The sequence below is a fragment of the Sphingomonas qomolangmaensis genome, from assembly GCF_024496245.1.
GTDB lineage: Bacteria > Pseudomonadota > Alphaproteobacteria > Sphingomonadales > Sphingomonadaceae > Sphingomonas > Sphingomonas qomolangmaensis.
Genome location: NZ_CP101740.1, coordinates 1,490,079 through 1,513,003, shown reverse-complemented (window position 1 = coordinate 1,513,003; position 22,925 = coordinate 1,490,079). Strand labels below are relative to the sequence as shown.

The 22,925-nt window shown below is 66.6% G+C and carries 25 protein-coding genes and 1 tRNA gene; 7 read left to right on the top strand and 19 right to left on the bottom strand.

Features of this window, described 5'->3' with window-relative positions; all coding sequences use genetic code 11:
- Positions 1-285 precede the first annotated feature (285 nt).
- From NMP03_RS07190 to NMP03_RS07175, 4 genes are all read right to left on the bottom strand, one after another.
- A complete protein-coding gene (locus tag NMP03_RS07190) occupies positions 286-837 on the bottom strand; it encodes a hypothetical protein (RefSeq protein WP_256507802.1) in 552 nt (183 codons plus the stop codon).
- Between the two features lie 526 nt (positions 838-1,363).
- Positions 1,364-3,292: a site-specific integrase gene (locus tag NMP03_RS07185; protein WP_256507801.1), complete on the bottom strand. Its 1,929-nt coding sequence runs from the start codon at positions 3,290-3,292 to the stop codon at positions 1,364-1,366.
- A gap of 102 nt (positions 3,293-3,394) precedes the next feature.
- Positions 3,395-3,469, bottom strand: a tRNA-Gln gene (locus NMP03_RS07180).
- A 46-nt stretch (positions 3,470-3,515) separates the two neighbouring features.
- Complete coding sequence (locus NMP03_RS07175) at positions 3,516-4,613, bottom strand: branched-chain amino acid aminotransferase (RefSeq protein ID WP_256507800.1); 1,098 nt, start codon at positions 4,611-4,613, stop codon at positions 3,516-3,518.
- 84 nt (positions 4,614-4,697) lie between these two features.
- On the opposite strand from NMP03_RS07175, the gene NMP03_RS07170 reads away from it, so the two are divergent.
- The gene (locus NMP03_RS07170) at positions 4,698-5,201 is read left to right on the top strand and encodes a MarR family transcriptional regulator (protein ID WP_256507799.1); all 504 of its coding nucleotides are present in this window, start codon (positions 4,698-4,700) and stop codon (positions 5,199-5,201) included.
- A 31-nt stretch (positions 5,202-5,232) separates the two neighbouring features.
- On the opposite strand, the gene NMP03_RS07165 is transcribed toward NMP03_RS07170, so the two are convergent.
- From NMP03_RS07165 to NMP03_RS07140, 6 genes are all read right to left on the bottom strand, one after another.
- Positions 5,233-5,832: a hemerythrin domain-containing protein gene (locus NMP03_RS07165; RefSeq protein WP_256507798.1), complete on the bottom strand. Its 600-nt coding sequence runs from the start codon at positions 5,830-5,832 to the stop codon at positions 5,233-5,235.
- Between the two features lie 65 nt (positions 5,833-5,897).
- Positions 5,898-6,683, bottom strand: coding sequence for a pyrroline-5-carboxylate reductase family protein (locus NMP03_RS07160; RefSeq protein WP_256508047.1), 786 nt, complete (start codon positions 6,681-6,683; stop codon positions 5,898-5,900).
- A gap of 11 nt (positions 6,684-6,694) precedes the next feature.
- Complete coding sequence (locus NMP03_RS07155; protein ID WP_455153314.1) at positions 6,695-7,204, bottom strand: YbjN domain-containing protein; 510 nt, start codon at positions 7,202-7,204, stop codon at positions 6,695-6,697.
- A gap of 100 nt (positions 7,205-7,304) precedes the next feature.
- A complete protein-coding gene (locus NMP03_RS07150; RefSeq protein WP_256507796.1) occupies positions 7,305-7,565 on the bottom strand; it encodes an accessory factor UbiK family protein in 261 nt (86 codons plus the stop codon).
- A 19-nt stretch (positions 7,566-7,584) separates the two neighbouring features.
- Positions 7,585-8,139 (bottom strand): TspO/MBR family protein, encoded by a 555-nt coding sequence (locus NMP03_RS07145; RefSeq protein WP_256507795.1) that lies wholly within the window; start codon positions 8,137-8,139, stop codon positions 7,585-7,587.
- 172 nt (positions 8,140-8,311) lie between these two features.
- A complete protein-coding gene (locus NMP03_RS07140) occupies positions 8,312-9,043 on the bottom strand; it encodes a TlyA family RNA methyltransferase (protein WP_256508046.1) in 732 nt (243 codons plus the stop codon).
- A 202-nt stretch (positions 9,044-9,245) separates the two neighbouring features.
- On the opposite strand from NMP03_RS07140, the gene NMP03_RS07135 reads away from it, so the two are divergent.
- Entirely contained in the window at positions 9,246-9,920 is a 675-nt protein-coding gene (locus NMP03_RS07135; RefSeq protein ID WP_256507794.1) for an RBBP9/YdeN family alpha/beta hydrolase, read from the top strand.
- Positions 9,921-10,033: 113 nt separating this feature from the next.
- Here the strand turns inward: NMP03_RS07135 and NMP03_RS07130 are convergent, their stop codons facing one another.
- The 9 genes from NMP03_RS07130 to NMP03_RS07090 form a co-directional block, all read right to left on the bottom strand.
- Entirely contained in the window at positions 10,034-10,981 is a 948-nt protein-coding gene (locus NMP03_RS07130) for a TraB/GumN family protein (RefSeq protein ID WP_256507793.1), read from the bottom strand.
- A 22-nt stretch (positions 10,982-11,003) separates the two neighbouring features.
- The gene (locus tag NMP03_RS07125) at positions 11,004-11,459 is read right to left on the bottom strand and encodes a hypothetical protein (RefSeq protein WP_256507792.1); all 456 of its coding nucleotides are present in this window, start codon (positions 11,457-11,459) and stop codon (positions 11,004-11,006) included.
- A complete protein-coding gene (locus NMP03_RS07120) occupies positions 11,431-11,640 on the bottom strand; it encodes a helix-turn-helix transcriptional regulator (RefSeq protein ID WP_256507791.1) in 210 nt (69 codons plus the stop codon). Before NMP03_RS07120 ends, NMP03_RS07125 begins: the two co-directional genes overlap by 29 nt.
- 127 nt (positions 11,641-11,767) lie before the next feature.
- Positions 11,768-12,628: an RDD family protein gene (locus tag NMP03_RS07115; RefSeq protein WP_256507790.1), complete on the bottom strand. Its 861-nt coding sequence runs from the start codon at positions 12,626-12,628 to the stop codon at positions 11,768-11,770.
- The gene (locus NMP03_RS07110; protein ID WP_256507789.1) at positions 12,615-13,622 is read right to left on the bottom strand and encodes a stage II sporulation protein M; all 1,008 of its coding nucleotides are present in this window, start codon (positions 13,620-13,622) and stop codon (positions 12,615-12,617) included. The genes NMP03_RS07115 and NMP03_RS07110 overlap by 14 nt, the downstream gene beginning before the upstream one ends.
- Before the next feature lie 169 nt (positions 13,623-13,791).
- Positions 13,792-15,171 carry a DUF58 domain-containing protein gene (locus tag NMP03_RS07105; protein ID WP_256507788.1) on the bottom strand — a complete coding sequence of 460 codons (1,380 nt, stop codon included), beginning with the start codon at positions 15,169-15,171 and terminating at the stop codon, positions 13,792-13,794.
- On the bottom strand, positions 15,168-16,124 hold the full coding sequence (locus tag NMP03_RS07100) for an AAA family ATPase (RefSeq protein WP_256507787.1): 957 nt from the start codon (positions 16,122-16,124) through the stop codon (positions 15,168-15,170). The genes NMP03_RS07105 and NMP03_RS07100 overlap by 4 nt, the downstream gene beginning before the upstream one ends.
- Positions 16,121-17,308: a hypothetical protein gene (locus NMP03_RS07095; protein WP_256507786.1), complete on the bottom strand. Its 1,188-nt coding sequence runs from the start codon at positions 17,306-17,308 to the stop codon at positions 16,121-16,123. The genes NMP03_RS07100 and NMP03_RS07095 overlap by 4 nt, the downstream gene beginning before the upstream one ends.
- An 8-nt stretch (positions 17,309-17,316) precedes the next feature.
- Complete coding sequence (locus tag NMP03_RS07090; RefSeq protein WP_256507785.1) at positions 17,317-17,943, bottom strand: hypothetical protein; 627 nt, start codon at positions 17,941-17,943, stop codon at positions 17,317-17,319.
- Positions 17,944-18,047: 104 nt separating this feature from the next.
- Here NMP03_RS07090 and NMP03_RS07085 point away from each other — a divergent pair, with 104 nt between their 5' ends.
- From NMP03_RS07085 to NMP03_RS07065, 5 genes are all read left to right on the top strand, one after another.
- On the top strand, positions 18,048-18,857 hold the full coding sequence (locus NMP03_RS07085; RefSeq protein ID WP_256507784.1) for a hypothetical protein: 810 nt from the start codon (positions 18,048-18,050) through the stop codon (positions 18,855-18,857).
- A gap of 31 nt (positions 18,858-18,888) precedes the next feature.
- On the top strand, positions 18,889-20,304 hold the full coding sequence (locus NMP03_RS07080) for an amidohydrolase (protein WP_256507783.1): 1,416 nt from the start codon (positions 18,889-18,891) through the stop codon (positions 20,302-20,304).
- The gene (locus NMP03_RS07075) at positions 20,304-21,620 is read left to right on the top strand and encodes an amidohydrolase family protein (protein ID WP_256507782.1); all 1,317 of its coding nucleotides are present in this window, start codon (positions 20,304-20,306) and stop codon (positions 21,618-21,620) included. Before NMP03_RS07080 ends, NMP03_RS07075 begins: the two co-directional genes overlap by 1 nt.
- A gap of 100 nt (positions 21,621-21,720) precedes the next feature.
- A complete protein-coding gene (locus NMP03_RS07070) occupies positions 21,721-22,446 on the top strand; it encodes a TetR/AcrR family transcriptional regulator (RefSeq protein ID WP_256507781.1) in 726 nt (241 codons plus the stop codon).
- The gene (locus tag NMP03_RS07065) at positions 22,443-22,784 is read left to right on the top strand and encodes a hypothetical protein (protein WP_256507780.1); all 342 of its coding nucleotides are present in this window, start codon (positions 22,443-22,445) and stop codon (positions 22,782-22,784) included. Before NMP03_RS07070 ends, NMP03_RS07065 begins: the two co-directional genes overlap by 4 nt.
- Positions 22,785-22,925: the final 141 nt, after the last annotated feature.

Genomic DNA, 22,925 nt, shown 5'->3' with positions numbered 1-22,925 from the left:
CATCAACTTTATTGTTAAAGTTTTCAAATATAAAAAGGCCGCAAGCGTATTCAAATCGAAAGTGGCAAAGTACAGCCTATGACCACCAGTCTTTCGGCAAATGGCCGACACCAATGGATGATTCTGCCGTCATTCTGCTAGATCGCGCGGATTTCCAGAACGGTCCATCATTTAATAAAGCGTCTTGCCCATATTCGAAAGATCATCACGCTGATAATAAACGTTTAAATCGTGACGCCTTTAAGCAGCGCAGCATAACAGTATCATCCCTGTCCGGCGTAAGGATCAATCATCGATTTTATAGTTTGCGTAAAAATGATTGGCCGCCGCCTCACGCGTATCGTCGGTTTGGCACCTTAGCCTACCCGTCAGACTCTTCGCCATCAGCCTGAACTCGGTTTGAGCTTTAATCGCCGCAACCTTTTCCATATCTTGTATCTGCGGCTGATCCAAACTAAACGGAGGTCGGTTAAATTTCGGCGTCCACTGGTCAAACTCAGCTTGGGCTGCTGAACTTGCGTCGGTCGCTTCTGTTTCTTCGTGACGCCGTATAGCCTCGCCCACCTCAGTCATCCACGTCGAATAGCCGGGAAATCTACGCCCGGTATTTCGCGCCTGTGGGAGCATGTTTTCACGGAACATTTTCAATCCCGAATCAATTGTTCGCACGGGATCGACTTTATAATCGTCGCCAAGACGGCGACAACCTGCATCGGGCCAGCCTTGATTTTCGCTTACTACAGGCCTGCCTGTCAGACAGCAGCCGACCAAGGCGGGAACTGTAAGCAGGAAAACCGCACAAAGCGTCTTTCGGCCCATTTTCAGCACTTTCGTCATTCGAGTCCGCGAAAAGTCGGCACACAGGAGGGCTCGCCTTCGAGCAACTACCTTTTACAATGACGCTCACAGTTACAGGCTGTCCGTAATGGACAATGTCTTACATCTTATCTACACAAGGGAAACCAGCAAGATATTTTTACGTCCCGATGCCACGGGTTGAAAAGGCTTCAACACTAGCGCCTTACCGGCGATCGATTTTTCTTGCGCCACGATCGTCCCAACAAAATGGCCGAAAATCCGTATTATATGCCTTACCGCCCCTAAGCGCGCTCATGCGAGCGCATTTAAGAGCGGTCTTTCGTCCGCCCCACAAAGCGGCCTTCGCCGGACGCATACACGACATCGGTTACGAACAAAGGCCAATTCGGCCACGTCAGGCAACTTCACCGCGCAGAACTTCACCGGCAGCAACTGAGCCCGCGCGCCGCCTCGTAGGCCGCTACCCAACCCGCTCCGGCGCCGGGACCCAATAACTTGCGCTGAGCGACGCACAACTTGGTGATACATGATGGGCCGCCCTCATCTACCGGTCGCTCGTTTGCCGTGTAGGTCGCGCCTGGCGCATACTCACGGGAAGTAGGTTGATCGACTCCTGATCGGGTATGCCGGACGTGACGACGGGAATTTTAGCCACCAATTCTCGAAGCCTCTGGAGCGAAGCGGCTGAAGGATAACGCGTTTCGCCTTCGCCTTTACCCCGATGACCGAGGTGATCGTTGCGGAACTCGATGAAGACCTCCTGGTCCTTCAGTTCGTCCGCCACCATGTGACGCGCTGAGTGCATAGCCTGACCGCGAACGAGGCCGGGCACCAACGGCTTCAGATAGATCCACCAAAGCTTGTAGAAAACGTCGCCCAACTTCCGCTTCGTATCACCGCCCGGCATCAACTCTGGGAACAGCAGCGTCTCGCCAGCAAGGCGCATCGCCTCGACGTAGCGAATGAACCCGAGGCGGACGAGTTCGTCCGCCACCACAACGACCCTGCGCGCCGACTTGTTCTTTATTCGGCCAGTTTCGGTTGCTCGGATCAGGATGTAGGCGATGCCGTGCCGCTCTTCGATGTCGTCGAGCATTAGCTTGCATAGTTCTTCGCGCCGCGCCCCGGTGTACCAGACTAGCAGCAACACGAAAAACAGCCCGTCGTGAATGACGGTGTTGCCCGGCTGCAGCCGATCGCGCGTTCCAACGCATCCCGTCCATAGCGCCAGCCGGAAGATCGCCTCGCCCTGTTCGCGCGTGTAGCGCTTGCGGGCCTCGCGCTCGTCCTCGTCGATGGGCAGGGTGAAGTCACCAAAGTCGATAGGCGCGACCACGTCGACCTGATTGCGCATGAATTTATGGATTTGACCAAGCTTGTTGAAATGCTTGTTCGTCGTCCCCGTCGAGAAGCCGACGTCTTCGGGCGCGAGGTGGCCGGTATCGATCCGTTCGACAGCGTCAGCGGCGGCGGCTTCGAGCGACCGCGCAGGATCCCTGTCGTGGATTGATTTACCGAAATGCACCGGAAGCTGATCGAACCATCGATCGAGGTCGATGATCTCCTTCTTGGTCACCTTCCAAAGAGGCGTGCCTGGCGGCAGCGATTTCTCCAACAGCGTCGCTGCCCAGCGGATCTGCCGAAGTGTTTGCTCTCCGACGCTGTCTTTTGATCGCTTGCCATCCCGGCGGTGATCCAACAGCCGCGGTGTCTCCTCGATCATCCATTCGGCGGCTTGGGTCGGCGTGCATGTGCGCCAGCGTTCGGGAATGGCGAGCGCTTCCGTATCGCCGCTTGGGATCGGCGTGGGGGGAGGTTCAGGGGCTTCCACTGCGTGAAAGCCTGATCCGGATTGGAGCTGGCGGTCGGCATCGACGTACGCATCCCGATAGGCGGTGTAGAGCGCCAGCTCGACCTTCCAGCGAAGATAGTCATCGGGTTCAAGACCAGCCTTCCCAAGATGCCAGTCTATGTCGCTTCGTCGAATGGGCGTGATCCCGCGCTCTTCGCGCAGCCCAATCGTCTGGCGCAGGTCGGCAACCCGGCGCTCGTCCCAGCCTTCAGCCCGCAGCCGGTCCTCCTCGTCGGACATGAAGGAGAGGTGGCCGCCCATCCGGGCCAGCCGTTCGAAGTAATCGACATAGGCATTGTTGGCGGCAGACATGAGCTCAGCATCGCCCGGCGCTGCACGTTGCTGCGTGCAGAGCTCCGCGAGACGTGCCTCATACATGTCGCGGGCGATCTTCTGCAGCTCGCGCTCAGTCAGGTCGCGCTCGGCGCGCATGCGTTGGTTCAGCATAATAACCACCCGATCATAGGACGCGGTCAACGCCGCGCCCCGGTTCCGTGCCTGCAGCCGGTCGGGGGTTCCGAGCGACAGGCGAACATCAATAGGCTTATTATGGAACGAAAAATGAACTCTGCGCCACCAGAAAATATGGCCGCGGCGATAAATATGCTGGAGTGAGGCCAAGGTACATGATCTCCTCGGACAGCCCATTGGCACAGTCGAATGCACACGCTGGGACGTCCGAACCGGGGTTAGCCAGTTATATCAGGCACTTAGCAGAAAATTTGGCTGGGGCGGCAGGGTTCGAACCTGCGCATGGCGGCATCAAAAGCCGCTGCCTTACCACTTGGCGACGCCCCAGCAAGGCGTGCGCTTATAACCGCGCACGCGGGTTAGGGAAGGGGCTTTAGGCCAGGTATTCGACCCAGCCGTGTGGATCGGGCGCCTGGCCGCGCTGGATCGCGACCAGTTGCGCGCGAAGCCGCGTCGTCACCTCGCCCGGCCCGCCATTGCCGATGCGGAAATCGCGCGACGTGCCGCGCACGCGGCCGATCGGCGTCACCACCGCCGCGGTGCCGCAGGCGAAGCTCTCGCGTAGTCGGCCGCTGGCGGCATCGGCTTCCCATTGGTCGATCGCATACGGCGCCTCGCGCACCGTCATGCCGGCGTCGCGCGCCAGCGTCAGGATCGAATCGCGGGTGATGCCGGGCAGGATCGTTCCCCCCAGCGGCGGGGTCTGCAGGCTGCCGTCGTCCATCACGAAGAAGGTGTTCATGCCGCCCAGTTCCTCGACATAGCGGCGTTCGACCGCGTCGAGGAACACCACCTGGTCGCATTCCTCGCGGATCGCCTCGGCCTGTGCGAGCAGCCCGCTGGCATAATTGCCGCCGCACTTGGCAGCGCCGGTGCCGCCGGGCGCGGCCCGGGTGAAATCGTCCGACACCCACACGGTGATCGAGGGGGCGCCGCCCTTAAAATACGCGCCCGCGGGCGAGGCGATGACCATGTAGAGATATTCGGCCGAGGGCTTCACCCCCAGGAACACTTCGCTCGCGATCATGAACGGGCGCAGGTACAGCGATCCGCCGTCGATGCTCGGCAGCCAGGCGCGGTCGGCACGGACCAGCGCGCGGATCGATTCGAGGAACAGCGCCTCGGGCAATTCGGCCATCGCCATCCGCCGCGCCGATTCGGCGAAGCGTCGCGCATTGGCATCGGGGCGGAACAAGGTCGCGCCGCCATCGTCGGTGCGATAGGCCTTGAGCCCTTCGAAAATCTCCTGGGCATAATGCAGCACCGACGATGCCGGATCCATCTGCAGCGGCGCGCGCGGGCAGATCCGCGCGTCGTGCCAGCCCTGCTCGGTGTTCCAGCGGATCATCGCCATATGATCGGTGAACACCCGCCCGAAGCCCGGATTCGCCAGCAGCGCCTCGCGCTCGCTCGCCGCGACCGGATTGGCATTTGGTTCGATCGTGAAGGGCAGGGTGGCGGTATCGAGCATCGGGGGCATCCAGCGTCAAAGCGCCATGGGAGCGCCATGGCCAAGGGTTGCCGAACGGTAGGGGCGCTGCCAAAACAGGTCAACATGGCTGGCCCAACGATCCCCGATCCGCTGCGTACCGCCTCGCCCTTGTTCCTGCGCGAACCCGAAATCCGCAAGGGGATCGAGCTCCTCTATTTCGGCTATAGCCACCTCACGCGCTCGGTCGACGATGCGTTGGCGGCGCAAGGGCTGGGGCGGGCGCACCACCGCGCGTTGTACTTCATTGCGCGCCAGCCGGGGCTTACGGTGAGCGAGTTGCTGGCATTGCTGGCGATCACCAAACAGTCGCTCGGCCGCGTGCTCGGCGATCTCACCGAACGCGGGCTGGTCGAGATGCGCCCCGGGGATCGTGACCGCCGCCAGCGCCTGCTGCGGCTGACCGCCGAGGGTAGCGCGCTTGAGACCGCGTTGTTCGACCAACTGCGCGAGCGCTTGTCTGCGGCCTATGCCAGCGCGGGGCAGGGCGCGGTCGGCGGCTTCTGGGCGGTGCTCGAAGGGCTGATCCCCGACGAGGAACGCGCGCGCATCGCGATGCTCGGCCGCTAAATCCCCTCCCGCGAACGGGAGGGGGCAAGCGTCACGCCACCTTGAAGCCTTCCTTGTTCATCGCGCTCGTCAGGTGCTTGTTCTTCTCCTCCGACAACTGCGCGCGCAATGCCGGGAACAGCTCGGTCTCTTCCTCGGTCATGTGCTGCTCGATATCGGCGCGGAACTTGCGCACCTTGATCAGGAAATCGGGCGAATCCTTGGGGCTGTTGTCGAGGTCGTAGAGATGCTGCTTCACATAGCCGTGATCCTTGGTGAGGTGATCGGCCGCCTCCACCTGTCCCGCCTCGCGCAGCGCCGGGTAGATCACGCTCGATTCCTCGACGTCATGCTTCACCAGTGCGTGCTTCATCTGCGCCAGCAGCATCGCCCGCTTGGTGGTGTTGCGCGAATCGGTCGCCTCGAGCGCGTCGAAGATCTTGAGCACCGCCTTGTGCTCGAGCGTCAGCGCCTCGACCCAGTCGCGCGCCAGCGCGCTCGGCGCCTGCACCGCGGCCTTGCGGCCGATCATCGCGAGCATGCCCAGCGCCGCACCCGCGGTCGCCGCGCCCGCCAGCAGGCCCAGATTGGGCTTGTCGGGCTTGGCGGTACGACCTTCGCTATCGCGGTCGATGGTGGTGGTCGTCGTCATGGGTGCCTCCGTTGCAAATCCGTCTGACCGGACAACGGGTCGGGGCAAGCGGCGTTCCGTCGACCTCAGCCGCGCGCGGCGGCGGCCATCTCGGCATTGCGGCGGGTCGCCGCCTCGAGCGTGCGCGTGACCAGTGTCACCAGCGCATCGTCGGCGTCGAGGACGTTGAGCCCCTCGCGCGTCGATCCGCCCGGGCTGGCGACCCGGTCGGCCAGCACGACGGGGCTCTCGCTTGCGCCAGCGGCCAGGATCGCCGACCCCTCGACCGTCGCGCGCGCCAGCCGCAGCGCCTGGTCGGCGGGCAGCCCGAGCGCCGCGCCGCCCCGCGCGAGCGCATCGATGAAGCGATAGGTGAAGCCGGGCCCGCTGCCCGACAGCGCGGTGACGACGTCGAACAGCGCCTCGTCGTCGATCCATTCGAACAGCCCGAGCGGCGCCATCAGCGCCTCGGCAGCGGCGCGCCCGCCCGCGTCGCCATGCAGCGCCACCACGCCCTTGCCGATCGCGACGGGCAGATTGGGCATCGCGCGCACCACCGCATCGGCGGCAAAGCGCTCGGCGAGCGTCGATACCTCGACCCCGGCAAGGATCGACACCAGCAACGGTACCGGCGCGGCGCCCTTACGAAGGCTCGGCAGCGCCTGGTCGATCAGTTGCGGTTTCACCGCGAGCACGACGATCTCGGGCAGCGGGCCATCGGGCGCCTGCGCCATCACGGCCACACCCTCGGGTACCGAAGGACTGCCCGGATCGATCACTGTCACCTTGGCCGCGGGCAACCCGCTGGCGATCCAGCAGCGCAGCATTGCGCCGCCCATGTTGCCCGCGCCGACCAGCCACAATGTCGGCATCGCGTCGCCGTTCACGCCTCGCCCTGCGTCTCGATCAGCGATGCGGCGATCGCTTCCTTTGGGGTCTTTCCGCCCCACAGCACGAACTGGAACACCGGATAGAAGCGCTCGCATTCGTCGATCGCGCTTTCGATCAGCATCTCGGCCTGGTCGAGCGTCAGCGTGCCGCCGCCTTCGCCGTCGATCATCGCGGCGTGGCGGTACAGCAGGATGCCGCTGGTCGACCAGAGCTCGAAATGGCCGATCCAGAGCTGTTCGTTGACCAGCCCCATCGTCTCATAGATCGTCGCGCGGCGTTCGTCGGCGACGCGGACGTCGGGGAAGGCCAGGAATTGCAGGACATTGTCGTCCTCGCGCCAGATCGCGCGAAGCTCATATTCGGCCCAGCTGCCCTTCACCTTCGCGACGATCTCGTCGTCGTCGCGCTCATGGCTCCAGCCATGCGCGGCGAAATAGCTCTCCAGCATGTCGATGGGTGCCGCATCGTCGCGGTCGAACTCGGCTTCTTCGAGCATGGTCATCCTTTGCACGGCCCGGGTGCCCGGTGCAAATCGTGTCGCGCCGCCGTCCCCCGCGCAAGCGGGTTGCGGGGAGGACGGCCAGAAACCTGTGGACGGTTGCTCAAATCGCGGGCGGCGGTGCCAGCTTGGCTTCGAGCGCGTCGATCCGCGCCTTCAGCGCGTCGTTCTCGTCGCGCGCGGCGGCGGCCATCGCCTTGACCGCGTCGAACTCGTCGCGTGCAACGAAGTCGAGCCCGCCGATCCATTCGCGCGCACGCTCGCGCGCGGCGCCTTCGGCCTCGCGGCCCATGCCGGCGATGGTGCCCGCGGCGCCATTCAGGATCTTGGCGAAATCGTCGAACAGGCGGTTTTCGGTCTGCATGGTTCTATCCTCGAAGCGTTCAAAGCTCGATTTGGGTGGACGCGCCCGACGGCACAAGGGTTTCGCCATAGGGATTGAGCCGATCGATCTCCCATGACAGCAGCAGCGCGAAGCTGATCCAGCACAGATACGGTACCATCAGCCACGCCGCCAGGCTGCGCACGCGCGCGAACGCGAAGGTGCTGGCGATCGCCAGCACCAGGATGACCGCGATATGGATCACCGCAAGGCTCACCAGATGCGCGCCGAAGAACAGCGGCGCCCATGCGAGGTTCACCAGCAACTGCAGGATGAACAAGCCAATAGCGAGCCCGCGTCCGCGTGCCCGGCGCGCGTTGAGGATGATCGCCAGCGCGAGCCCCATCAGGACGTACAGCGTCGTCCAAGCCACGGGGAATGCCCAGCCGGGCGGCTGCCATTCGGGTTTGGCGAGCGCCATGTACCAGGCGTTTTCCGAGCCCGTCGGCGCGATCCGGCCCGACAGGAACCCCAACAACACAACTGCGGGAACGGTAACGACCGCCCAGCGCAGGAAGGATAGTCGCAACTGGCCCCGTGACGCTAATTCGCGCATGCCGTTCCTTCTCGTCGAACCGCACCCGCGCGGCGCTCCGCCCTAAACCAAGACGCGATGCGATGAAATGATCCGTATCGCACCGCGATGGGACGGTTTTCTTCAGGCGCACCCGCCAATTCCGTTCGCCCTGAGCTTGTCGAAGTGCCCTTCTTCTTGAGTGGCCGAAAGTTTACGCTCGAGTCGCCTTGGGATCGAGCAGGCTCGCAGCGATCAGGAACTCGACATTCCCCTCGGGGCCGGTGATCGGGCTTTCGACCACCCCCTCGACCGTCCAGCCGATCCCCGTCAGCCAGCCCGAAACCTCGTCGCACACCCGCGCGTGGATCTGAGGGTCGCGCACCACGCCGCCCTTGCCGACCTCGCCGCGCCCCGCCTCGAACTGCGGCTTGATCAGCGCCAGCAGCCGCCCACCGGGGCGAACGAACGACAGCGGCCGATCGAGCACCTTGGCGAGCCCGATGAAGCTTGCATCGCACACCACCAAGTCGATCGGTTCGGCGATGTGCGCGGCGGTCAGGATCCGCGCGCTGGTCTGTTCGTGGACCACCACGCGCGGATCCTGCCGCAGCTTCCACGCAAGCTGGTTGGTCCCCGAATCGACCGCATAGACTCGCGCCGCGCCGTTCGTGAGCAGCACATCGGTGAACCCCCCAGTCGACGACCCGACATCGATCGCCACCGCGCCCTCGACCCCCCAGCCGAAATGCGCGAGCGCATGCGCCAGCTTCACCCCGCCGCGCGATACCCAGGGATGGTCGCGCCCGCGGACGTCGAGAACGACGTCGTCGGCGAACGGCTGGCCCGGCTTCTCGACCTTGCGATCGCCCGCGAACACCAGCCCCGCCATCACCAGCGCCTGCGCGCGCGTGCGGCTCTCGGCCAGCCCGCGATCGACGAGCATCTGGTCCACGCGCATCTTGTTGGCCACACCGTTTCTCCACCCACATTCGATCGGGCGCACGCAACCCTCGATTGGCCGCGCGGCTATTGCATACCAGGTAAGTAGGAATTACCTGTGATGACGGTGGAGGCGAGACTGTCGTCCGTCCCCTAGAGCGTCCGCCGGTCGCGCCTTCGCCGCCCTTTTAGACTGGAGACGGCAAATGGGTATCTTTTCCGACATCGACTCCGCTGCCCCGGTGGTCCTGACGGTGCCCGGCCTCGGCGGCTCGGGGCCCTCGCACTGGCAGAGCTTGTGGGAGGAATCGCGGCCCGACACGACGCGCGTCGACCTCGGCATGTGGAACACCCCGCATCGCAACGCCTGGGTGACCAAGCTCGACCAGGCGATCCGCGCCACTCGCGCGCCGGTCGTGCTCGCGGCGCACAGCCTCGGCTGTCTCGCGGTCGCCTGGTGGGCGGCGCTGTCGCCGCAGCCCTTCGGCTGGCCGGTCGCGGGCGCGTTGCTCGTCGCCCCCGCCGATGTCGATCGCGCCGACGCGCATCCCGATCTCAAGGCCTTCGCGCCGTCGCCGCGCCAGCTGCTGCCTTTCCCGTCGATCGTGGTCGCCAGCACCGACGACCCGTGGATCGACATCGCGCAGGCGCACAACCTCGCCGATGCCTGGGGCAGCCACTTCGTCGACGCCGGCGCGCAGGGGCATCTGAACGCCGCGAGCGGCATCGGCTGGTGGACCGAAGGCCAGGCGCTGCTCGACCGGGTGATCGACGCCTCGTCGGACCGCACCGGCCGCCCGCGCACCGCGGGCGATGCGCGCTCGGTACTGGCGATCCAGGCGACCGATGCCGCGCAATCGCACTATCTGGGGCGTAGCTAACCCCGCCCACCGTTCGTGCGGCGTATCGAAGCACCGGCCCGCTTGGGGCAAGTCCTTCGATACGCGCCTTCGCCTCCGCTCAGTCGCTACTCAGGACGAACGGACCTGGGGCCTCAATACGCCAGCCGCACCAGCTTGGCCTTGCGCGTCGTGAGCTTGGCGAGCACGCTGTCATATCCCGCCAGATGCCCCGCGCCGACCGCCATGAACACCGTTCCCGGGGTTTCGAGCCTTTTCTCGATCCAGTCGGCCCAACGCTCGTTGCGGTCGTTCAGCAGCACCTTGGCGACTTCGGGGCTCTCGCGCAGGCTGTCGTTCATCAGCTTGCCCAGCGCCTCGGGGTCGCCCTTGGCCCAGGCGCCGACCATCGTCTCGATCATCGGCCCCAGCCCGTCGAGCTCATCGACCGTCGATACCAGCAGCCTTACTTGCGCCGGCTGCGGCAACGCGTCGAAAAAGCCCAATTGCTCCTCGGCGGTTTCGAGGCCGATCACCGGCTTGCCCGCCGCCTTGGCCGCCGCGCTCACCTGCGCCTCGACCCCCTGGGTGGGGTCGTAGCCCAGCTTCTGCAGCGGCAGGAGGCTGAGGTTGACCGAGGCGAACCACGGATCGAGCCGGTCGAACGCGTTGGCGGGCAGCCCCAGCCCGGTCACCGCCTTGGCATAGGCCTCGCGCTTGTCGGCGGGCAGCTTCTCGGTCAGCGTCGGCCCGGTCGGGTTGACCGCCAGCTTCATGATGAGCCCCTGCATCGCCGCCGGCTCGGGCGCGACCAGCTCGAGCACGACTTGGTCGCTCTGGTCGAACGCGCGGCGTACCGCATCGTCGAACCACGACAGGCCGGGTTTGAGCACATGGATCGTGCCGAACAGATAGATCGTCGTGTCCTCGTCGCGCACCGCCCACAAGGCGGGATCGGCATCGACCGAGGGTGCGGCAGCGGCGGCGGGCGGTGCCGCGGTGAGCGCCGGCGCGGCAGGCGCGGTCTGCGCCGCCGCGATCGCGGGCAGGGCGGCGAGCCAGAGCGCCGTTCCCACTTTCAGCAACGTCATTTTCATCGTCATTCTCCCTGCGATCGCGCCGCGATCAGTTGCGATATTTGAGCCAGCCATAGCTGATCGCCGTGACGATCACGGTGGCCATGAAAATGATCTCGCCGTTGGGGGCCGGAACGAGCGCGCCTTTCCACAACGTCCACCATGCGGGGTAGGTGAGCGCGTACAGGTTCAGGCCGATCATCGACGCCAGCATATTGTCGCGGCGGTCGAGCTCATCGGTGCTCTGCCAATAGCGCAGCCCGCCCCACAGGATCGCGATCACGCCAAGGACGACGGCACCGATCGCGAAGGCCGGTGAGAGCGCTCCGACCCCGGCCGCCGGTCCCTTGGTATCGTCTTCGACCAACGCCATGGCCAGCCCCGTGACGAACCCCGCTGCAGCCAAGGCGGCAAACAGGCGGCGAACTCGTCGCTGCCGCAACCGCGCCGCCTGTTCCCCGGTGCCGATCGGGCCGTCACGCATCTTCACCCCCATGCTCGTCATCGAAAATCTCCTCGATCGGGGCATCGAACAGGCGTGCGATCTTGAACGCCAGCGGCAACGAGGGGTCGTATTTCCCCGTCTCGATCGCGTTCACCGCCTGGCGCGACACCCCCAGCCGGCCGCCAAGCTCGGCTTGGCTCCAGTCCCGTTCGGCGCGCAGCACTTTCAGGCGATTTTTCATCCACACTCCGGCCGGTTCCCCTGCCATGTCTAGCTGACCTTATGTCAGGCGACCATGACAAAGTGCCATATCATGCAAGAATGTCAAGCGTCCATGACTAAAGGTCGCGGTCCCATGACGTGGGTGGTCACGCGGCAGCGTCGAACTTGTCGCGTTTCCTCTGCCCGAACAGCAGCTTGCGCTCGAGGTGCAGCCGAACCGCTGCATAATAGGCGTCGAGGAACTGGCGGTCGTCGGGCATGTCGTCGCGCCCGATCCGCCGCCGAATCGCCGCCGCGACGGTGGTGATCGAATCGCGGTCGTCGCGCCGCAGCACCTCCTCGAGCTTCTGCAGCTCATATTGGCCATAGGCGTCGAGCTCGGCATCGCTGAAGGGCGTCGTTGCCGCTATTGGGGCGGCGGCGAGCAGGTCGGTACCGATCCGCCGCCGCTGCGTCTCGATCACCCAGGTTCCCGCGATCAGGTCGCCCGCGCGCAGCCGGTCGCGGTTGAAGGCAGGGAAGAACAGGAAGATCGCCGCCCACAGCAACCCCGCCGCGCCCGCCCAGCGATCGCCGATCCCCTGCGACGCGCTATAGGCGGTGAACATCAGCGGCAGGAAGATCTCGATCTCGCGCATCAGGTTGCGCGCGACGATCGCGCCGCCGGTCAGCCGCCCGCCGTCGCGCGCGATCACCCGCAACCGCATCACCCGCTTGCCCAGCGTCGCCGCGCGCGCGCCGCTTTCGGACAGGATGAAATAGAAGTTTCTTAGCGCGAAGAAGCCCAGCATCCACAAGATCAGCAACAGGCTGCCGAACGCGCTGCCCAGGCCGGCATGGAAGGCGAACAGCGCCAGCGTCGTGCCGATCAGGATCGCGAGCATCACCAGCGCATCGATGAGGAACGCCCCCGCACGCGCACCCGACCCCGCGAGCTTGAGCTGCAGTGTCACTCCCTCGGGCGTCACCAGCCGCCGTTCGAGCCCGATTCGCTTAGCCTTGGCCACGCGTCCGCCCTCCGAACGCGAAATACGCTACCCACCCCGCCAGCATCGTCAGCGCGATCGCGAAGCGCGCTTCGTCGGTGCGGACCAACTGCCGTGCAAAGCCTTCGAGCAGCCCGGCGACCAGCAGCATCACCACCACCCCGATCATCGCGATCGCCGCGCGCCGCCCCGCCTCCGACGCTGCCGCCATCCGCGTGCGCTGCCCGGGAAACGCCACCGCGCGCCCGATATGGAACCCCGCGCCCGCCGAGATCAGGATCGCGAAAATCTCGGTGGTGCCGTGGATCGACAGCCAGCCGAGCAGCCCCCAGCCGAGCCCGTGCGGCACATAGACCGCAAAGAACGCCCCCATCAGCGCGCCGTTCGACGCCAGCAGCAGCATCGTTGGCACCCCGAACGCAAAGCCCAGCGCGAACACCAGGATCGAGATCTGCGAATTGTGCGTGAACAATTGCGTCGCGAACACCTCGAGCCCGCTATCCTTCGGCGCGCCATACAGCGTGTCGCGCAGGAACGCCGCGCTCGCCTCCATGTTGCGCCCGCTCGCCATGCCTTCATCGACGATGCCGGCGAACCAGGCCGGGTCGGCGACGACCAAGGCATAGCCCGCCACCGCGCTCGCCGCGAACAGCGCCAGCGCGAGCAAGATCTCGGGCACCATCCCGCGCACCGCCCGCGGCCAGCCGCGCGCGAAGAAGCCGAGCAGCTGGCGCCGCATCGGCGTCCGCCCGCTATAGAGGATGAAATAGGCGCGCGTCGCCAGGCTCTCGAGATAGCCGACCAGGCTCGCGTCGAGCGAGGTTTCGCGCGCGATCGACAGCGCCGACAAGGTCGCGCGGTAGAGGCGCGGCAGCTCGACCAGCTCGTCGGATGAGAGGCGCCTAGCCGATCTTTTCTCGACGATGTCGAGCAACGCCTCGAGCCGAGCCCAGTCACCCTCGCGCTCGGCGCGGAAATTCCGCGTGGTGAAGAAGGGGGTAGTCGCGGGCTTCATGCGCAAAAATCCTCCCCCAGGGGGGGAGGGGGACCAGCCGCAGGCTGGTGGAGGGGGCTGGCCGCGAGCGATCCGCCTGGGGCGAACCCCCTCCACCGCTTCGCGGTCTCCCTCCCCCTGCGGGGGAGGATCAGCGTAGGGCGCTGGCGAGGATTGCAACCACCCCCCATCACCCGCGCTCCCGCAGCGCCAGATACCGCTCGACCAGCGCCAGCGGCATCGCCTGCGGATCGGCCTCGATCACCTCGATCCCCAGCCGCTTCACCCGCTCGATCACGATCCGCCGCTCGCGCAGCAGCGCCTGCGCGACATTGGCGCGCGTCACGTCGTCGGCGCTCGCCGGCCGCGCCGCGACGAAGCCTTCGAGCTCGACATCGTGGAACAGCACGAACAGCACGCGGTGCCGCTTGAGCAGCCGCTGGCCCGCCGCGAGCAGCAATTCGGCGGCGGTGGGATCGGTGAATTCGGTGAAGACCACCACCAACGATCGCCGGTCGAGCCGTTGGTCGAGCGCGGTCAGCGACAGCGTGTAGTTGCTCTCGCCCGTTCCATAATCGATGTCGGCGGCGTGCGCGTGCAGGCTGGCGAAGCTGCGCGCGCCGGTCAGCGATCCACTGTCGACCTGTGGCCGTGCGGCGAAACCGAACAGCCGCACCCGGTCGCCCGATTTGAGCGCGACGAACGCCGCGAGCAGCGCCGCCGACACCGCGCGATCGACCCGCGGCACCCCCTCGACCGGATCGGCCATCGCGCGTCCCGAATCGATCGCCAGCACCACGGCATGGTCGCGCTCGGTGCGATATTCGCGCGCCTGCAGCGACAAATGTCGCGCCGACGCCTTCCAGTCGATCGATCGGCGCTGCATCCCCGGCTGGAAATCGGTCAGCGCCTGAAATTCCTGCCCGTCGCCGCTTTCGGCGCGCATCCGGCTGCCGAACTGGGTGCTGCGCAGATATTGCCGCATCCCCTGTTCGCGCGTCGGGCGGATGTCGGGAACGACGCGGATCGCGGTGTCGGTGGTGATCCTGCGTTGCCGCCACGCGAAACCGAGCGGGCCGCGGCGGCGCGCCCAGAGCGCCGAGACACGCGCGGTCCCGCGGCGTGGGGCGGTGTAGGATAGCGCGCCATCCTCGCTGCCGTCTGATTGCTGGGGGATATCCTCTCCCCGTTCGCCCTGAGCTTGTCGAAGGGCCGTTCTGTTCTTCGAAGCGAAGGACGGTGCTTCGACAAGCTCAGCACGAACGGGGAGGGGATGGCGTGTCCTCTCGAGTGGTTCGCTTACCTCAGCCGCGAACTCGGCTCGCCCCCCACCCGCAATCGCAGGCGCAAGCAAAACCCGCCCCCCGACCGGCACCATCGCCGGCGCGTCCACCATCGCCGCACCCGCCAGCGAAGGCGCAAGCAACCCATCGACGAACACCGCCGCCACCACGACGATCACCCACCCCAGCGCCGCGACCCAGCCGCCGGGCACCGCCACCCCCAGCGCCAACGCCACCGGCGCCGCCACCGCGACCAACATCGCCGCGCGCTGGGTGGGATAGATCAACGCGGCGCCTCGGTCGCCTCGATCAGCTCGGCGACGACGTCGTCGACCTGCCGCCCGTCGATCTCAGCGGCGGGGGACAGCAGGATGCGATGGCGCAGCAACGCGGGGGCGAGCGCCTTCACATCGTCGGGGATGACATAATCGCGCCCGTCGAGCGCTGCTGCCGCGCGCGCCGCCCCGGCCAGCGCCGCCGCCGCGCGCGGCGATGCCCCGCTCGCGCAGTCGCGATGCGTCCGCGTCGCGCGCACCAAAGCGACGATATAGTCGATCACCGGATCGGCGAGCGTCACCCCGCGCACCGCCTCGATCGCGGCCGCCACCTGCGCTACGCTAGCGACCTCGCCGACGCCGCTGTCCTCGGGCCGCGGCGTGCCGGTGCGCTTGCCGTATTGCGCAACGATCGCGCGTTCGCTCGCTTCCGAAGGATAGCCGATCGCGATCTTGAACAGGAACCGGTCGAGCTGCGCCTCGGGCAGCGGATACACCCCCTGCTGCTCGATCGGATTCTGCGTCGCCAGCACCGTGAAGCGCTCGGACAGCCGCTCGGTCCGCCCGTCGAGCGTGATCGCGCGCTCCTGCATCGCCTCGAGCAGCGCCGCCTGCGTCTTGGGCGGGGTGCGGTTGATCTCGTCGGCCAGCAGCAATTCGCAGAATACCGGCCCGCGGGTCAGCTCGAACTGGCTGGTCTGGAAATTGAACAGATTCGATCCGACGATGTCCCCGGGCATCAGATCGGGGGTGAACTGGATCCGCCCGAAATCGAGTCCCGTCGTGCGCGCGAAGCTCTGCGCCAGCAGCGTCTTGGCGGTGCCCGGCGCGCCTTCCAGCAGCACATGCCCCGCCGAAAACAGCGCGACCAGCAGGAAGCGAACGACGTCGCGCTGGTCGACCACTGCCTTGGCGATTTCGGCGTCGATCGCCTCGCCAAGGCTGCGGACTTCGTCGAGGGTCATGCTGTCTCCTGTCGCCAGTCGTGTAGGCCTTGCGCCGCCGACACTAATTCGCTTTCGTGGCCTGCGCGCCGCAGCCTTTGGTCACGCGCGGCATAGCCCGGCCGCTGCGCCTCGATCCACGCCGCCAGCGACTCGCCGTGCAGATGCCCCGGCGCGCGCATCCGCTGCCCCAGCCAATCGCGCATCGTATCGGCATAGGCGCCGCCGCCCGCGCCCGCCTTGCCCGCCGCGCGCGTGAGCGCCGCCACGGTGTCGAGCAACGCCGCCTTGCCGAACGCCAGCGCGCGTGCGTCGCGCAGCGGCGGCCCGAAGCGCGCGATGCTCGCCCAGCCCGCGAGTGCGGCGGCGGCGAGCAAGGCGATTGTCACCGCGATGAAGGGCGGGGTGAACATCAGCTTCACCAGGTTGCGGTCGCCGGGGCGGTAATGCAGCGTCAGGTCGAACGCGATCCGCCCCGGCGCGGCGATCCCCATCGATTCGAGCGCGGCGACCATCGCGACGGCGTTCCGCGGATCGCGCATGCCGTAATTGTTCGCCAGATCGGGATCGGCGAGGATGTAGGTGTCGCTGCCCGCAACGCGCGCGAGCAGCGCGCCGCCGCGGTTGATCGACACCAACGGCGTGATCGCGCGCCCGCTGATCGTCGCGGGCCGCTCGACCGGACCGAAGCTCGGCAGGTCGTTCTGGTTCTGCGGACGGCGCACCCCCGGCATCCGGTCGTAGCTGGTCTCGGCGACGTTGCTCAGCATCGCGCCGATCCGCCCCGCGCCGAAATCGATCGCATCGGTCCGCCGCTCGCGCGTGCCTGTCAGCCCGTCGCGCTCGGTCTGCCATTTGGGCAGGATGATCAGCGTCGGATGCTCGATGCGCTGGCGGATGATCTCGCCCAGATCGGCGGCAGTGACGCTGCGATCGGGGGTCAGGATCAGTAGATCGTCGGTGGCATACTCCCTGCGCTCGCGCAGCATCCGCACCTCGATCCCAGGCGTCCGTGCCAGGATGTCGTGCAGCGCCTGGAACCCCGTCGCGCCCTTGGCGGCGGGGCCGGGGACGCGTCCCACCTGCCGGTTGATGTCCTCGCCGAAGCCCGACAGCAGCAGGAAGCCCAGCAGCAGCAGCGCGCCGAGCACCGTCAGCACGATCCCCGCGCGCGAACCGAACGGGGTAGGGTTGGCCCCTGTCATGGGGTCGCTCACAGCGCGAACGCCGCATAATCGTCGCGTGCGCGCTGCCAGTCCGCGACGCCCAAAGGCCGCCGCGCGAACAGCCCGCGCTCGACCAAGGCAACGATCCGCGCGAACACCGCGCGCGCATTGCCCGGCAGCACGTCGACCGCGGCGATGTCGCGCGACGTCAGCGAGGGGCGCACCACCCCGCCGCGCCAGCGCTCGATATCCTCGATGCTGCGATGGAGCAGCAGCCGCACCGCCTCGTCATAGCGCGCCGCCCCCGCCAGCGCCTCGGCCTCGGCAAGCAGCGCGCGCGCCGCCCCTGCTTCGGGTCGCCAGCCTTCCTCGGCCATCGGCGCGGGCCGCCGCCGCAACCGGTCGAGCACCCAGGCGCGCGCCGGCGGGAACAGGCTGATCACCAGGATCGCCGCCAACACCGCCAGCATTCCCCAGAAGATCACTTCCCACACCGGCCCCAGCCCGACGAAGAAGCGCTGCAACGCCTCGCCGAGCGCGGTCAGCCAGGGGGATTCGGGGTCGGGCTCGATCCGCCGCCACGGAAAGTCGAACTGAATCTCGGGGTCCGCGCGCACGGCCGCATGCGCCGCGCGGATCGCGACTTCGTCGGGCACGGGGGCGGGTGGGGGCAATCGCGACTCCGCAAGCTGCCGGCGCGGCAACCCGTGCCTTTTGCGGCACTTCGCGATTTACACGCAATGGTTTTCGCTCCACCCTGCACGCTCAAGGGGGCGAGTTGTTCACGATCATCATTCTCGCATTCCTGCTGCTTGCGGCGGCGCTGGCGGTCGCGATCGGCATGGCGATGCGCAATGCTGCCAATCGCGGCTGGAGCTTCGAATTGTCGCGGGTGATCGGCGACGCTTTCGGCGCGATCGCGCAGGCGCCGCTTCTGTTCGCGGTGACGGTGCTCGTCAGCGGTGCCGCGCCGATGGTCGCGGCGCTGCTGCTGATCCGCGTTTCGGACGTCAGCCAGGTGCCGTCCTTCTTCTCGGCGATGCTGGTCGGGCTTGCCGCGCTTGCGATCGGCCAGCTCGGCAATTTGCTGCTGGTCGCCGCCACGCTCGACCTGCTCGACCGCCAGCCGATCGACCTGCCGCGCCTCTTCGCGCGCGTGCTGCCGCGCATCCCTTCGGCGGTGCTGCTGCTGATCCTTTTCTGGTTCGCGATCGGCATCGGCTTCGTGTTCTTCATCATCCCCGCGCTCGTGCTGATCTGTCTGTGGTTCGTCGTCACCCCCGCAATGGTCGCCGAGCGGCTCGGCGCCTTCGCCAGCTTCGCGCGCAGCGCAGACCTCACCGCGGGCGCGCGCTGGCAGTTGCTGCTGTTGCTGGTCATCGGCGCGATCTTCTGGGTGGTGGCGCAGGCGATGATCGGCGGGATCGCCGCGATCACCGGCGATGGCCAGACCGCGAGTGTCCTCTATACCGTCCTCACCGCCTTGCTCGGCATGATCCCGCCCGCGGTGGTGGCATCGGCCTATCACACGCTGCGCACCCAGAAAGAGGGGCTGCGCGGCGACGATCTCGAACAGGTATTTGCCTGAATGATACAGACGACAGGGAGACTGCAACGACATGCGTAGCGCGATCACGATCCTGGCCGCGGTCGGCCTCGCCGGCTGTGCCGCCAATGACGCCGGCGGGCCCAAGACGGCGTCCTCGGGCGCGAAGGCGCCCGCACCCGGCATGGGCAAGGGTTTCGACCACAACCCCTATCCCTCCACCTACCGCGCCTATCCCGGCCAGCCGACGCTCATCACCAACGTGACGATCCTCGACGGCGAAGGCGGACGGATCGACAATGGCGCGGTGCTGTTCCGCGACGGCAAGATCGTCGAGATCGGCCAGCAAATCGCCGCCGCCGATGCGCAGGTGATCGACGGGCAGGGCAAATGGGTCACCCCCGGCATCATCGACGTCCACAGCCATCTCGGCGACTATCCCTCGCCCGGCGTCCAGGCCAATTCGGACGGCAACGAAGCGACCTCGCCGATCACCGCCGAAGTCTGGGCCGAACATTCGGTCTGGCCGCAGGACCCCGGCTTCAGCCGCGCGCTCGCCAATGGCGGGGTGACGACGCTCCAGATCCTGCCCGGCTCGGCGAACCTGATGGGCGGCCGCGCGGTAACGCTCAAGAACGTCTATGCGCGCACGATGCAGGGGATGAAGTTCCCCGATGCCCCCTATGGCTTCAAGATGGCCTGCGGCGAAAACCCCAAGCGCGTCTATGGCGGCAAGGGGCGCGCGCCCTCGACCCGGATGGGCAATGTCGCGGTCAACCGCGCGACCTGGGCCAAGGCCGCCGAATATCGCCGCAAATGGGACAAGTACGAAACCGACGGCGGCGAGGCCCCGGTGCGCGACATCCAGCTCGATACGCTGCGCGGCGTGATGTCGGGCGAAATCCTCGTCCACAACCATTGCTACCGCGCCGATGAGATGGCCATCGTCATGGATATGGCCAAGGAGTTCGGCTACAAGGTCACCGCCTTCCACCACGCGGTCGAAAGCTACAAGATCGCCGACCTGCTCAAGGCCAATGATGCCTGCTCGGCGGTGTGGGCCGACTGGTACGGCTTCAAGATGGAAAGCTACGACGCGGTCACCGAAAACCTCGCGATCCTCGAAAATGAGGGCGCGTGCGCGATGATCCATTCGGACGACGCCAACGGCATCCAGCGGCTCAACCAGGAAGTCGCCAAGGTATGGCACGCCGCGCGCCGCGCGGGCATGGGCATCTCCAAGGAGCGCGCGTGGCGCTGGCTCGGCATCGGCCCTGCCGCCGCGCTCGGCGTCGCCGACAAGACCGGCAGCCTCAAGCCCGGCAAGATGGCCGATGTCGTGCTGTGGAACGGCGATCCCTTCAGCGTCTACACCCGCCCCGAGCGCGTCTGGATCGACGGCGCGCTGATGTACGATGCCAACAACCCCAAGATGCGGCCGGTATCCGATTTCGAACTCGGCCAGCCCGGCGAAGGAGACACCAAGTAATGCGCGCCCTTGCTTTTGCGGCGGCATTGCTCGCCGGTACCACCCTTGCAGTGGCGGTTCCCGCCGCCGCCCAGGATGTCGTCATCACCAACGCCAAGCTGGTCATCGGCGACGGCTCGGCGCCGATCGAGGGCGGCACCGTCGTCATTCGCGGCGGTCGCGTCGTCTCGGCGGGCGCGGGCGGAGCGGTGCCCGCGGGCGCGCGCACGATCGATGCCGGTGGTCGCTGGGTATCGCCCGGCATCGTCGCGGGGTTTAGCCGGATGGGGATCATCGAGGTCGACGGCGTCAGCGAGACCAACGATTCCTCGGCCGCCACGTCGCCTTTCAACGCCGCGCTCGATATCGCCTCGGCGGTGAACCCGCTATCGGGGCCGATCGCGGTCAACCGTGCCGAGGGGATCACCCGCGCGATCGTCGCGCCCGATCCGCGCGGTTCGATCTTTGCCGGCCAGGGCGCGGTCATCGACCTTGGCAGCGACATGAACCCGGTCACCCGTGGCCAGGCGTTCCAGTTCATGGAATGGGGCCAGACCGGCGCCGAGCAGGCCGGCGGAAGCCGCCCCGCCGCGATGGCGATGCTGCGCAACGCGCTGTTCGAGGCGCGCACCTATGCCGCCAACCCGGCGAGCTACAATGATCGCGGCAAGGACGCGTTGCTCACCCGCGCCGATGCCCAGGCGCTGGGGCCGGTGCTGCGCGGCGAAATGCCGTTGCTGGTCCATGCCGAGCGCGCGTCGGACATCCTGACGATCGTCGCGCTCAAGCGCGAATTCCCCGCGCTCAAGCCGGTGCTCGTCGGCGCTACCGAGGGCTGGATGGTCGCACGCGAAATCGCCGCGGCACAGATCCCGGTGATCGCCTCGGCGCTCGCCGATCTGCCCGCCTCGTTCGAGCAACTGGCGGCAACCCAGTCGAACATCGGGAGACTGAAGGCGGCGGGCGTGCTCGTCGGCATCGGCCAGATCAATGACGATGAATCGCGCCAGGCGCGGCTGGTGAAGCAATATGCCGGCAATCTGGTCGCGCTGACCAAAATTCCCGGTGCCGCCGGCCTCAGCTGGGGCGAGGCGTTCGCGACGATCACTTCGAAACCCGCCGAGGCGATCGGCCTGGGTGGCGAGATCGGCTCGCTCCGTCCCGGCCGCCGCGGCGACGTGGTGATCTGGGACGGCGACCCGCTAGAAGTCGGTACCGCTGCGACGACGGTATTCATCGACGGCGTCGAACAGCCGCTGGAGAACCGCCAGACCCGGCTGCGCCAGCGCTATCTCGATCCCAAGGAAGGCGCGCTGCCCAAGGCCTATCAACACTGACGTAGAAACGTCGGTCGCTATCGGGCGGGCACGGACCTACAGCCGGGCTTGCGCGTTCGCTAGATAGCGACCAACCGTCGAATCGACCGGACGAACGGTCATGGAAGGAAGAACGATCGTTAAGCAGAGTCGCTTCGGATTGAAGGCGCTTGCCTGTTGCGGCGGCAAACCGGTCAAGAACGGCCCAGGCCGGCCGCGCGACCCTGCCAAGCAGGACGCGATCATCGGTGCAGCGCGCGAATCCTTCATCGAGCGCGGGTTCAATGCCTCGACGATCGAGGACATCGCGCAGCGCGCCGGCGTGTCGAAGGTCACGCTCTACAATCGCTTCGGCGACAAGGAGACATTGTTCGAAGCGGTCATTCGCGGCGAGATGCCGCGGATGGACAGCGCGCTTTCGATCGACGAGCAAGCCGGGCTGTCGCTCGAGGAGCGGCTGAACCTGTTCGGCGAAGGCTTGCTGACCTTCATCTTCCACGAGGATCACGCGGTCTTTGAGCGGATGCTCGCGCAGGAGATCACCCAGGTCCCGGCGCTGGCTGAGCGCTTCTTCCGCGCCGGGCCCGCCTTGTGTCGCGGGCGGCTTGCCGATCTGATCGCCGAAGGCGATGCCGCCGGGCTGCTCGAGGTCGACGATCCGCAGCGTGCCGCCGAGGATCTGGTCGGCATCTGGAAGGGTTTTTGCGAGATCGAGCTGATGTTCGGGATGATTCCCGAACCGACGCTCGATATGATCCGCGAACGCGCGGCGCGCGGCACCAGCCGCTTCATGCGCGCCTATGCACCCCGCGGTGCCGACGTCGTTGTCGAAGGAGAAGCGATGTGAAGACCAGCCTATTCATCCCCCTGATCGCCGCGCTCGCGCTGGCCGGCTGCGGCAGCGAACCCGCGCCGGCGCCCGCGCCCGCCAAGCCCAAGGTCGCCGAGAATGGTGTCGATTATCAGGCCGCGGTTGCGGCGCTGCCGGTGGCGCAGCGCAACGGCGTCTTCATCCGCGCGATCCGCGACGCCGGCCTACCGTGTCAGGGCGTCACGTCGAGCGAGCAGCAAGGCGACAGCGGCTCGATCTGGCGCGCGCGCTGCGAGGGCGGGGTCGAGCACGTGATCTCGATCGAAGCCGACGGCAACGCCAAGGTGTCGACCCGGGCGATGACAAAGCAATAACCCCAAACGCAAAATCCTCTCCCGCAGGCGGGAGAGGGAGCGAGACTTAGGGGCGCTCTTGCGGCCCCTAGTCGCAGCGGTGAGGGTCTTCTTTTGATCTGAAAAGTAGCAGAAGGCCCTTACTCGACCCTCTCCCGTAAA